This is a genomic window from Shewanella sp. SM69 (assembly GCF_025653985.1).
Taxonomy (GTDB): Bacteria; Pseudomonadota; Gammaproteobacteria; order Enterobacterales; family Shewanellaceae; genus Shewanella; species Shewanella oncorhynchi.
In genome coordinates this window covers 309,501-320,767 of record NZ_JAKKRV010000001.1, presented here as the reverse complement: position 1 = coordinate 320,767, position 11,267 = coordinate 309,501, and the positions used below count along the sequence as shown (strand labels likewise).

Genomic DNA, 11,267 nt, shown 5'->3' with positions numbered 1-11,267 from the left:
ATAAGAAGGACGACAACACGATGGCATTAAGATTTCGCCTTGCAAAGCAAGGTTTGTTAGTGGCCACATTGGGGATGGCACTCGGTGCCTGCCAAAGTGGCAATGCACCTGAGCAAAATTCGACTGAGCAGGCAAGCGCAACTAAACTCGTTTACCCTGTTACTGAAAAAGATGACCTCGTCGAAACCATTCATGGTGTCGCAGTGCCCGACCCTTATCGTCATCTGGAGGCCAATACGCCTGAAACTGAAGAGTGGGTAAAAGAACAACAAGACTTTGGTCAAGCCTACCTCGCTAAGATCCCCAATAAACAAGCTGTGGTCGAACGTATTACAGAACTTTGGAATTACGAAAAAGTCTCTGCTCCGTTTGAAAACGGCGACAATCAATTTTACTACCGCAATGATGGCCTACAGGCGCAATCGGTTTTGTATGTTAAAGGTTTAGATGGTGTTGAAAAGCCTGTTCTTGACCCAAATAAACTGTCTGCGGATGGTACTGTTGCCTTATCCGGCGTTGCTGTGAGTAATGACGGTAAAATTTTAGCTTATGGTGTTTCAAATTCTGGCTCAGATTGGCAGCAATGGCAGTTCGTTGATATCGCAACCGGTAAGAAACTGGCCGATGAACTGAAATGGATTAAATTTTCTAGCGCAGTGTGGGATAAAGAAAATCAAGGTGTGTTCTACGCCCGTTATGATGCCCCAGCAGGGGGGGATGTCTTAGCTGACGTTAATTTTAACCAAAAAGTGTATTACCACAAATTAGGCACAGACCAACATCAAGATCTATTGATTTATGAGCGTCCACAGAATAAAGATTGGGGCTTTGGCATTGATGTCTCTGAGAAAGGTGAATACTTATTACTGTCGATTTCTCAAGGTACGGATAAGCGTAATCGTTTCTTCTATAAATCGTTATTTGAGCCTAAATCCCAAGTGGTGGAATTGATCCTCAAATTAGAAGCTGAATATGAGTTTCTCGGTAATGATGGTTCAGTGTTTTATTTCAAAACCGACTTAGAGGCGCCTAATGGTAAAGTGATTGCGATTGACACCCGCAATAGTGATAAATCGCAATGGCAAACGATTATTCCTGAGTCTAAAGATCCGATTAATAATGTCGCCATTATTAATGACCATTTAGTGGTGAGTTATTTACATGATGTGTTAGGTCAATTATCGATTTACAGTATGGGTGGTCAGAAGCGTCAAGATGTGGCATTGCCTGGTCTTGGCAATGTGGCAGGGCCTTTTGGTAAAGCCAGCAAAGATTATTTCTATTATGTGTTTAATAGTTATATTCAGCCTGAAACCACCTATAAGTTTGATTTTAAAACTGGTGGTTCAACTGTCATTGCTAAACCCAAAGTCTCGTTTAATCCCGATGACTATGTTTCTGAGCAGGTTTTCTATAGCAGCAAAGACGGTACGCGTGTGCCTATGATGCTTTCCTATAAAAAGGGCTTAGTGAAAAACGGTCAAAATCCGACATTACTTTATGCCTATGGTGGTTTTGCCATTTCGATGACACCACGTTTTAGCCCTGCCAATATCGCTTGGTTAGACATGGGTGGCATTTATGCTGTGCCGAGTTTACGTGGCGGCGCTGAGTATGGCGAAAGCTGGCATCAAGCGGGGATGTTCGACAAAAAGCAAAATGTGTTTGATGACTATTTTGCTGCTGCGGAATATCTGGTAAGCGAAAAATACACCAACAGCTCTAAACTCGGTGCCTATGGCCGCAGTAATGGTGGTCTGTTGATGGGCGCTGCTGTGACTCAACGTCCTGAACTTTTTGCTGCCGTATTACCTGCGGTGGGCGTCTTGGATATGCTGCGTTTTCACAAGTTCACTATTGGTTAGGCTTGGACGAGTGAATACGGCAGTGCCGATAAAGCAGAGCAATTCCCTGCGCTATTGGCTTATTCGCCCTATCACAATGTAAAAGCGCAAGCTTATCCTGCGACTATGGTAATGACTGCGGATCATGATGATCGTGTTGTGCCATTACACAGTTTCAAGTTTGCGGCTATGCTGCAGGAGAAACAGCAGGGCAATAAACCTGTCATTATGCGTATCGAGTCAAATGCTGGTCATGGAGCGGGTAAGCCCACGGCGATGAAGATCGACGAATTTGCCGACATCTACAGTTTCTTGTGGCAGAGTTTTGGCTTAACCTTGCCACAAGCTATCGCAAAATAACTAACTATGTTAATAAAATGGGGTCGTTTGACCCCATTCTCTTTTACAATTGCCCCTATTCATCTGAAACCCGCGCTATTCCTATCTATATCTTCATCGGGTCATTCACAAGTCTTGTTTCCCTAGGTATAGTAAGCGTCAATTTTTCAACCAAAATTTGCTTATTTTCAAATGATGTTTCATTGGCCAATTTCAGTCTATTACGAAGACACCGACGCTGGTGGCGTTGTCTATCATTCGAACTACCTCAACTTTTTTGAGCGCGCGCGAACCGAGTGGCTAAAAGCCCTTGGCGTGAGTCAGACTGCGTTATTAGCCGACGACACCGCTTTTGTCGTAAAGCGTGCGGAACTCGATTTTCGCAAAGCAGCACGTTTTGAACAGAACCTTATTGTTGAAACTAAGGTCATAGAGTTGAAAAAGGCCTCGTTGATCTTTCATCAACGCTTGGTCGATAAACAGGGAGACTGTTATTGTGAAGGCACAGTGCTGGTTGTTTGTGTTGCGCTATCACGTATGCGTCCCCGAGCTATTCCCTTAAATATTGTGCAGGAGTTTGACAGTGCAAGCTGATATGTCGATTGTTGGGTTATTTTTACAAGCCAGTTTATTAGTGAAATTTGTTATGTTCACTTTACTTTGCTTGTCGGTGATGTCTTGGACGGTGATTTTACAACGCCGTAGCTTACTGACATCCGCAAAAAGTAAATCGGCGAAGTTTGAAGACAAATTTTGGTCAGGTGTTGATTTAAACCGTTTGTATAAAGAATTATCATCTCGTCCAGATAATAGCGGTTTAGAGTCATTATTTGTGACTGGCTTTAAGGAATATTCACGCCTGAATAAATTAAATAGCAAAGTGCCCGATGCCGTCATGGATGGTACATCGCGAGCTATGCGTGTGACCTTGTCTCGCGAAATGGAAAAGTTAGAAGCTAACTTGCCGTTATTAGCAACGATTGGTTCGACTAGCCCTTATATCGGTTTATTTGGTACTGTATGGGGGATCATGAATTCTTTTATCGCTATTGGTTCGATGGAAAATGCCACCTTAGCTATGGTTGCACCCGGTATTGCTGAAGCCTTGATTGCAACGGCTATGGGTTTATTTGCTGCAATTCCAGCGGTAATTGCGTACAACCGTTTCTCGACTCAAGTCGATAAATTAGAAATGGCTTACGCAAACTTTATGGAAGAGTTCTCCAGCATTTTGCATCGCCAAGCATACAGTGAGAAGGAAGGGGCATAATGCAACCAGCTTATCAGCGCAAACGTCGTCGCCCCGTTGCTGAAATCAACGTGGTGCCTTATATCGACGTCATGCTCGTGCTGTTAATTATTTTTATGGTAACAGCACCCATAGTGACCCAAGGGGTCAAAGTGGAGCTGCCTCAAGGGGCGGCAGAAGTTTTACCCAATGACAGTAAGCCGCCCATTGTTGCTTCAATCGATGGTGATGGTGATTACTTCCTCAATAAAGGCGGTTCAACGAATGTGCCTATGGATTTGGAAGAATTGGCAACGGAAGTGGCTGCACTTATCGTGACTGAACCTGAACGTCCTGTTGTGGTTAAAGCCGATAGAAATATTCCTTACGATAAAGTGATTCAGTTGATGGTGACACTGCAGCAATCTGGCGTGCCATCAGTCGGTTTGATGACGGATTCACCCAAGGAGAAATAGGTGGCAGATAAGTCAGATGTAACATTACCTCTGTCAATTTCAGCGGGTATTCATATTGGCGTGATAATTATTCTGGCATTAGGAATAGATTTTTCTCACAAACCTGAGCCTATGCAACAAGTTAGCGCACCAGCAATCAAAGCGGTTATGGTTGATCAGCAAAAAGTGGCTAATCAAGTTGAGAAACTTAAGCAAGAAAAGCGTGATGCCGAACGCCGTGAGCAAGAACGTCAAGCCGAGCTTGAACGCAAAGCTCAAGAAGCGAAACAGGCACGCGAGCGCGAACAAGCTCAGATTAAACAGCTAGAGCAAGAACGTAAGCAGCAGGAAATTGAGATTCAAAAAGCCAATGAAGCGACCAAATTAGCCCAGGTGAAACAGCAGCAGGAAAAGGAAAAGGCGGTCAAAGCCGAAGCTGACCGTAAGCTGAAAGAGCAGGAGCGTAAGGTTGCTGAAGACGCCGCACAAAAAGCCGCTGAAAAACGCAAGGTTGAAGAAGCTGCTGCAGTGAAAGCTGAAACTGACCGTAAGCAAAAAGCAGATGCGGAAGCTAAAGCGGAGGCAGATGCTAAAGCTAAAGCAGATGCCAAAGCTAAAGCGGATGCTAAAGCTAAAGCAGATGCTAAAGCTAAAGCAGATGCTAAAGCTAAAGCAGATGCTAAAGCCCTTGCCGATCAAGAGCAGGAAATGGCTGATGCATTAGCGGCTGAGCAAGCGGCGCTGTCGCAAACCATGAATAAGCAGATGCAGAGTGAAGTCGGTAAGTATCAGGCAATGATAAAATCAACTATTCAACGTAATTTGGTAGTGGATGAATCTATGCGTGGAAAGACTTGTACTGTCTCTGTGCGTTTAGCGAATGATGGGTTTGTGATCAGCAGCCAAACAAAAGGTGGTGATCCCAACGTTTGTCGTGCAGCAAAAGCGGCGATTTTGAAAGCGGGCAAACTGCCTGTGTCTCCGGATCCTGCGGTTTATAACTTGATGAAAGAAATTAACTTAATCGTTGAACCAACGTTTAATTAAAGGAGCACCATGAAAATATTGGCAAAATGGTTAGCACTGGCAGTTCTGCTGTGCGCCACCCCCGCGAAAGCGGCATTGGATATTGTGATCACAGAAGGTGTTGACGCAGCGCGTCCCATCGCTGTGATGCCTTTTGTATGGCAAGGTCCTGGCGCACCGCCACAAGCGATTGCTGATGTGGTGATGTCTGACTTGGCTCGTAGCGGTACCTTTAAACCTTTAGACGAGCTCGGACTACCTCAGCGCAATATTGGTGCTTTGGCTCAGTTTCAACCTAGTTCATGGTCTAGCGTTGGCGCAGAAGCTGTGGTGTTAGGTACTGTGAAACCTTACGGAACCGATCAGTATTTGGTGAGTTTTGATTTAATCGATTTAGTTAAAGCACAAAACCAAGCATTGAAAGGCTCAGTCAGCGCTACAGAATTTTTGATGGACAGTCGCCAAACTGTGATTTCAGCAGCGCAATTTCGTCAATATGGTCATAGAATTAGCGATATCGTCTATGAAAAGTTAACCGGTATTCGCGGTGCATTCTTAACGCGGATCTCCTACGTCGTGGTCAATCATACTCAAAAAGCACCTTATCAGTTGATGGTTGCTGACTATGATGGTTTTAACGAGCAAATGTTACTGCGCTCACCTGAGCCATTAATGTCACCTACTTGGTCGCCTGATGGGCGTCGTTTGGCGTATGTTAGCTTTGAAAATAAAAAAGCAGAGATTTTCGTACAAGACCTTTATACCCAAGTGCGCACTAAAGTGAGCTCTTTCCCTGGTATTAACGGTGCGCCGGCTTTCTCTCCTGATGGCAAATCTTTGGCTGTGACGCTGTCTAAGGATGGTCAGCCTGAGATCTATGTTATCGATATTGCGACAAAAGCGATTAAGCGTATTACCAATCACTATGCTATCGATACTGAACCATCATGGTATCCTGATGGGAAGTCGTTGATTTTCACCTCTGAACGTGGTGGTAGACCGCAAATTTATCGCGTAGAGTTAAGTTCAGGTAAAGTGAGTCGTGAAACATTTGAAGGTGAATGGAACCTTGGCGGTTCAATTACGCCAGATGGACGTAGTATGATTTTTGTTAACCGTACTAACGGTAAGTTTAATATTGCGCGTATGGATTTAAATACGCGTTTTATGCAGGTGCTAACCTCTACACGCTTGGATGAATCCCCAAGTGTGGCGCCTAATGGTACTATGGTCATATATGGCACTACACACCAAGGTAAGCAAGTATTAGCAGCTGTTTCTACGGATGGACGCTTTAAAGCGAGATTACCCGTGGGTCAAGGCGAGGTGAAATCACCTTCTTGGTCTCCGTTTCTCTAATGTTATACCTTGATTTAATCACATTTAATTTTATAAGGAACACGTAATGGATCTGAATAAGTTGTTAAAAGCTATGTTGGTAGCACTTCCAATTATGGCTATTAGTGCATGTAGCTCAACTTCAGAATCAGAAACTGATGCAATGGGCTCAACAAACGGTTCAGGTAGCGAACTGAATGGTGGCATTCAAACTGGTGGTGTGGGTGCTATGTTGTCATCTGAAGAGCAGCAACGTCAGCAGTTAGAAGAGTTGAGAAAAGAACACATCATTTACTTCGATTTCGACCGCAGTGAAGTTCAAACTGAATTCGCCGCTGTATTAGAAGCTCATGGTACTTACTTAGTTGAGCACCCAAGTGTGCGCGTACTGATTGAAGGTCATGCGGACGAGCGTGGCACTCCTGAGTACAACATTGCTCTGGGCGAACGTCGTGCTAAAGCCGTTGCTAAATACCTACAAGGTATGGGCGTACAGCCAAGCCAAATGAGCGTAGTCAGCTATGGCGAAGAAAAACCACTTGATTTTTCTCGCACTGATGAAGGTTTTGGCAAAAACCGTCGTGCAGTTTTAGTTTACTAAGATTGAATCTCGGAGAGTAACACAATGAAACGTGCCGTCTTAATTACGGCAATGTTCCTTGGTGCGGGCGCTGCGGTTGCAGCGCCTGCTCCTGTGGAAGATATTGCTGGTGGTTCGGGTGATGACAGACTTGCTCGTATCGAACGTATTGTAAAATCGAGACAACAAAGTGAGCTCGAGATGCAACGTCGTCTTGATACACTGCAGCAGGAAGTTCTCGATTTACGCGGTTTAACCGAACAACAGAATTATCAGATTGAGCAGATGCAAGAGCGTCAGCGTCAGTTATATGATGAGCTTGCTAATTTATCCTCAAAGGCATCTGCCGCACCTGCAGCTGCAGCGACATCAATCCCCTCTGTGGTATCGACCAATGCTGCCGCAAGTAGTTTAAGTGAAACTGCAAGTTATGAAAATGCCGTTAACTTAGTCTTAAAAGAGCGTAAGTATGACGATGCCATTCCTGCCTTCCGTGCTTTTATCAAACAATACCCAGACTCTGTGTATGCCGCGAATGCGAACTATTGGTTAGGACAGCTATTATTTAATAAGAGCGAATTTGCAGAAGCCAAACAAGCCTTCAAAACTGTGGTTGATCGTTTTAGTGATTCTAATAAACGTGGAGATAGTTTAGTGAAGCTTGGCATGATCGCCGAGAAAACCGGTGATAAAGCTGGTGCGATGCAATACTACCAACAAGTTGTCAAAGATTACGCAAACAGCGCCGCAGCACGCATTGCACAGCAGCAACTGGCTGCAATTAAAGCGTAATTAACTAAAAAACATACTCTTAGTCTGTTTTTCATGCAAACGACAAAAAATTGGGAATTTGCGCTTGCATGAGAAGATGAAAAAGGTATTATAGGCGCCCTCAGAGCGGCGAGGTCGTTCGGGGCGTGAAATACCAGTAAATGGGTCGTTAGCTCAGTCGGTAGAGCAGTTGGCTTTTAACCAATTGGTCGAAGGTTCGAATCCTTCACGACCCACCACTTACTCTAATGAATAGAATAAGTTAGTGGTATTTAATGAGATAGTCAGTAGTACAATGGGTCGTTAGCTCAGTCGCTTTTTTATAAAGCTAGGGCAGTTGGCTTTTAACCAATCAGTCGAATGGTTCTAATCCTTAATGACGCACCACTTTACTGAAAGTGCATAAATCAGCGTAACACCAGATGGGTCGTTAGCTCAGTCGGTAGAGCAGTTGGCTTTTAACCAATTGGTCGAAGGTTCGAATCCTTCACGACCCACCACTTATTATTCGCATTGTTGATGCCAAAATAAGTGAACATTTTTATCGTAATACCTAGATGGGTCGTTAGCTCAGTCGGTAGAGCAGTTGGCTTTTAACCAATTGGTCGAAGGTTCGAATCCTTCACGACCCACCACTTTACTGAAAGTGCATAAATCAGCGTTATACCTCGATGGGTCGTTAGCTCAGTCGGTAGAGCAGTTGGCTTTTAACCAATTGGTCGAAGGTTCGAATCCTTCACGACCCACCACTTTACTGAAAGTGTATAAATCAGCTCAACACCAGATGGGTCGTTAGCTCAGTCGGTAGAGCAGTTGGCTTTTAACCAATTGGTCGAAGGTTCGAATCCTTCACGACCCACCACTTTACTGAAAGTGTATAAATAAGTGCAACACCAGATGGGTCGTTAGCTCAGTCGCTTTTTTTATAAAGCGAGGGCAGTTGGCTTTTAACCAATCAGTCGAATGGTTCTAATCCTTAATGACACACCACTTTACTGAAAGTGCATAAATCAGCGCAACATCAGATGGGTCGTTAGCTCAGTCGGTAGAGCAGTTGGCTTTTAACCAATTGGTCGAAGGTTCGAATCCTTCACGACCCACCACTTTACTGAAAGTGTATAAATCAGAGTAACAGTTTTAATAGACAATAGATGGGTCGTTAGCTCAGTCGGTAGAGCAGTTGGCTTTTAACCAATTGGTCGAAGGTTCGAATCCTTCACGACCCACCACTTATTTTTTCAGCTGTATCTCTCTCGAATTTCCCCCTGAATGTCCCACGTTAAACTCCAATACTGAGTACAGAATTTAATACCTTCGTTTTACTTATTCCACTGCAAAATATTTTTCTAACATAATTATTGGCATTAGCAAGTTCGACTAATGCGGCATCTTTAAAAAGAAATGTATCTTGAGTTTGGCGATTATATTAAAGCTGGCATTATGTGCAGTGATGATGACAATGGCGCGTATAATTCTGGGGGGGTCTAGGCAGTTTTGTACCGAGCACTATTTATGGAAAGCTCTAATCCCACTTGGTTGTGATAAAGACTAAAAAGGAGACCTTAGGTCTCCTTTTGCATTAAGCGGATTACATATCTATAGCGCTTAATCTAACAGATTGTTTTCACGAACATATTGCTCGAAATCTGTGCAGCCACCTATGTGCTTCTCATCGACAAAAATCTGCGGTACGGTTTCAACTGGCTTACCGACAGTTTTTTCTAAATCTGCTTTAGAGATGCCTTCTGCATGGATATCGACATATCTGAACTTAAAGTCATCACGTTTTTCAACGAGTTGCTCAGATAATTGCACAGCACGAACGCAATAAGGACAGCCAGGACGGCCAAAAATAACAACGAACATAATAGCTCCTTAGGATTACTTTAGTCGTTTTATACCATAGGCCTAAGTGAATTGATAATGTCAGCCGCGTTTATTTTCAGTTTGATAGCGACCTTGATAATCAAAATAGCTTTCGAGCAGATCCCAGCCTTTTTTATGTTTCTTCAGCAGCAAGAGATCGGGCATGCGGAATTTATCCGCATCGCTGATTAACTCTGTCACCTTAGTGTACTTTTTCGGTTTTAATCCCGGTGTACGGCTATGGGGAAAGATGAATAAGGCATATAGGGTTCGCCACTGGGCCGGCGTTTGTAATTTAAAGCGGCGATTGAATTCATTACCGTCGATATCGAGGTACTGCACTTTCAGATTGCCGTCATCGTCGATGAGGCTCATATGCTGGCAGCGGAATAAATGATGGTGCTGCTGGCTGAGCACTTGGCGTAGGCGTTTATCGGGATCGATGAGGGTCGATTGGCAGTGCTGGCAAATGCGCGCCGCGATATCATTCTCTTCGCCGCAATCAGGGCAAGATTTAGATCTAAATCGAAAGTCGCACTGCAGCTTTTTACCTTGCTGTTCGACTATGCCCTGACAGCGGCGACCAAAGTGTTCGATAATGTCGCCATCGTCGTCCGTGAGTCCCCAGAATATATTGGCAAAATCGCATACTGGGCAATGCACTTGCACGGGGACCGATTTACTGTTGGGTTTCGCTTGGCCGACCTCAGGGAAATACAAGTCATAACCATTGGCAGCATAGTCGATGATAAGACAATCTTTTTTGCCTTCAGCGATTCGCAATCCACGGCCGATCATTTGTTGAAACAGACTGACTGAGGCGGTAGGGCGCAAAATTGCAATCAAATCCACATGGGGCGCGTCGAAGCCTGTCGTCAACACAGCCACGTTGACTAAAAACTTAAGCTCTTGGGCTTTAAAGCGTTCAATCGTCGCGTCACGTTCATTGTCGTGCGTTTGTGCTGTGATAATGGCACTTTGTGCAGCGTGAGCTTGGTTGAGTAGGCCAAAAATCTCATTAGCGTGGCGCACCGTTGCCGCAAAAATGATAATGCCTTTTCTATGTTGGCTCAGTTCAATGAGTTGTTTCACAATCGCAGTGGTCGCGCGGCCGTAATGTCCCAGTAAATCGTTAACCTCGGCTTCGGCATATTCGCCATTCTCGTTTGCTTTAAGTTGGCTGAAATCGTACTGGGCACTGAGGCCATCAAACAGGGTTGGCGCTGTGAGGTAACCTTGCTTAATGAGCGGCCTTATGGGCAGCTCGAACACACAATGTTCGAACACGGCATGTTCGGGAGACCCCACTTTGCCGTGATAGTGTTGCTGATAAATCCAGCCAGTGCCAAGGCGATAGGGCGTGGCGGTGAGACCGAGCAATCTTAATTGGGGATTTTTCGTGCGTAAATGGTTGAGTACTTGCTGATATTGGCTGGTTTTTTCTAGGCTGACTCTGTGGCATTCATCAATAATAACTAACGAGAACGGCTGATCGAACTGCGTTAATCCCCGCGCTGCCGATTGAATACTGGCAACAACGGTTTTTCCGTCGGTGGCTTTTTGATTGAGTCCCGCCGCATAAATACTGGCTTCGGTTGTCAGTAAACCGACTTTCTCTGCATTTTGTGCAACTAATTCTTTCACATGGGTGAGCACTAATACTCTGCCTTTGGCGATGCGTGCCAGTTCGGCGATCACTATGCTTTTGCCGGCGCCTGTGGGCAATACAAGTACGGCGGAAGCTTGGCTTTGCCTAAAATGGGCGATGGCGGCATTAACCGCTTGTTGTTGATAGTCTCTGAGTTTGACTGACACGCTGA

General features: G+C 44.7%; 9 protein-coding genes, 9 tRNA genes and 1 pseudogene. 17 read left to right on the top strand and 2 right to left on the bottom strand.

The features are described from left to right. The first annotated feature begins 20 nt into the window (after nucleotides 1–20). From L5M37_RS01545 to L5M37_RS01465, 17 genes and pseudogenes are all read left to right on the top strand, one after another. A pseudogene (locus tag L5M37_RS01545) lies at nucleotides 21–2,204 on the top strand (prolyl oligopeptidase family serine peptidase). 171 nt (nucleotides 2,205–2,375) lie between these two features. Then, nucleotides 2,376–2,777, top strand: a complete 402-nt coding sequence (gene ybgC, locus L5M37_RS01540) for a tol-pal system-associated acyl-CoA thioesterase (protein ID WP_006081251.1) — start codon at nucleotides 2,376–2,378, stop codon at nucleotides 2,775–2,777. After that, nucleotides 2,767–3,453 (top strand): protein TolQ, encoded by a 687-nt coding sequence (gene tolQ, locus L5M37_RS01535; RefSeq protein ID WP_028760350.1) that lies wholly within the window; start codon nucleotides 2,767–2,769, stop codon nucleotides 3,451–3,453. The genes ybgC and tolQ overlap by 11 nt, the downstream gene beginning before the upstream one ends. Continuing rightward, a complete protein-coding gene (gene tolR, locus L5M37_RS01530; protein ID WP_028760349.1) occupies nucleotides 3,453–3,887 on the top strand; it encodes a protein TolR in 435 nt (144 codons plus the stop codon). The genes tolQ and tolR overlap by 1 nt, the downstream gene beginning before the upstream one ends. Next, nucleotides 3,888–4,913, top strand: a complete 1,026-nt coding sequence (gene tolA, locus L5M37_RS01525; RefSeq protein ID WP_028760348.1) for a cell envelope integrity protein TolA — start codon at nucleotides 3,888–3,890, stop codon at nucleotides 4,911–4,913. Nucleotides 4,914–4,922: 9 nt separating this feature from the next. Then, nucleotides 4,923–6,251, top strand: a complete 1,329-nt coding sequence (gene tolB / locus L5M37_RS01520) for a Tol-Pal system beta propeller repeat protein TolB (RefSeq protein WP_173496539.1) — start codon at nucleotides 4,923–4,925, stop codon at nucleotides 6,249–6,251. A gap of 46 nt (nucleotides 6,252–6,297) precedes the next feature. Then, a complete protein-coding gene (gene pal / locus L5M37_RS01515) occupies nucleotides 6,298–6,831 on the top strand; it encodes a peptidoglycan-associated lipoprotein Pal (protein ID WP_028760346.1) in 534 nt (177 codons plus the stop codon). Nucleotides 6,832–6,855: 24 nt separating this feature from the next. Further along, nucleotides 6,856–7,602, top strand: coding sequence for a tol-pal system protein YbgF (ybgF, locus tag L5M37_RS01510; protein WP_028760345.1), 747 nt, complete (start codon nucleotides 6,856–6,858; stop codon nucleotides 7,600–7,602). Between the two features lie 142 nt (nucleotides 7,603–7,744). Beyond that, nucleotides 7,745–7,820: transfer RNA gene (locus L5M37_RS01505), tRNA-Lys, on the top strand. Nucleotides 7,821–7,878: 58 nt separating this feature from the next. Further along, nucleotides 7,879–7,968, top strand: a tRNA-Lys gene (locus tag L5M37_RS01500). A 37-nt stretch (nucleotides 7,969–8,005) separates the two neighbouring features. Further along, nucleotides 8,006–8,081 (top strand) — tRNA-Lys (locus L5M37_RS01495). 59 nt (nucleotides 8,082–8,140) lie between these two features. Next, nucleotides 8,141–8,216: transfer RNA gene (locus L5M37_RS01490), tRNA-Lys, on the top strand. Nucleotides 8,217–8,254: 38 nt separating this feature from the next. Continuing rightward, nucleotides 8,255–8,330: transfer RNA gene (locus L5M37_RS01485), tRNA-Lys, on the top strand. A gap of 37 nt (nucleotides 8,331–8,367) precedes the next feature. Beyond that, nucleotides 8,368–8,443 (top strand) — tRNA-Lys (locus L5M37_RS01480). A gap of 37 nt (nucleotides 8,444–8,480) precedes the next feature. Then, a tRNA-Lys gene (locus tag L5M37_RS01475) sits at nucleotides 8,481–8,571 on the top strand. 37 nt (nucleotides 8,572–8,608) lie between these two features. Beyond that, nucleotides 8,609–8,684 (top strand) — tRNA-Lys (locus L5M37_RS01470). 50 nt (nucleotides 8,685–8,734) lie between these two features. Further along, nucleotides 8,735–8,810 (top strand) — tRNA-Lys (locus tag L5M37_RS01465). A gap of 376 nt (nucleotides 8,811–9,186) precedes the next feature. On the opposite strand, the gene L5M37_RS01460 is transcribed toward L5M37_RS01465, so the two are convergent. Together L5M37_RS01460 and L5M37_RS01455 are read right to left on the bottom strand one after the other, a co-directional pair. After that, nucleotides 9,187–9,447 (bottom strand): GrxA family glutaredoxin, encoded by a 261-nt coding sequence (locus L5M37_RS01460; RefSeq protein ID WP_028760344.1) that lies wholly within the window; start codon nucleotides 9,445–9,447, stop codon nucleotides 9,187–9,189. Between the two features lie 60 nt (nucleotides 9,448–9,507). Continuing rightward, nucleotides 9,508–11,262 carry a DEAD/DEAH box helicase gene (locus L5M37_RS01455; protein ID WP_263199124.1) on the bottom strand — a complete coding sequence of 585 codons (1,755 nt, stop codon included), beginning with the start codon at nucleotides 11,260–11,262 and terminating at the stop codon, nucleotides 9,508–9,510. Between the last annotated feature and the right edge of the window lie 5 nt (nucleotides 11,263–11,267).

Excerpts from the sequence above, each read along its gene's own strand:
- ybgF (WP_028760345.1), top strand. The coding sequence starts at position 6,856 with ATGAAACGTGCCGTCTTAATTACGGCAATGTTCCTTGGTGCGGGCGCT.
- ybgC (WP_006081251.1), top strand. The coding sequence starts at position 2,376 with ATGATGTTTCATTGGCCAATTTCAGTCTATTACGAAGACACCGACGCT.
- pal (WP_028760346.1), top strand. The coding sequence starts at position 6,298 with ATGGATCTGAATAAGTTGTTAAAAGCTATGTTGGTAGCACTTCCAATT.
- L5M37_RS01460 (WP_028760344.1), bottom strand. The coding sequence starts at position 9,447 with ATGTTCGTTGTTATTTTTGGCCGTCCTGGCTGTCCTTATTGCGTTCGT.
- tolR (WP_028760349.1), top strand. The coding sequence starts at position 3,453 with ATGCAACCAGCTTATCAGCGCAAACGTCGTCGCCCCGTTGCTGAAATC.
- tolB (WP_173496539.1), top strand. The coding sequence starts at position 4,923 with ATGAAAATATTGGCAAAATGGTTAGCACTGGCAGTTCTGCTGTGCGCC.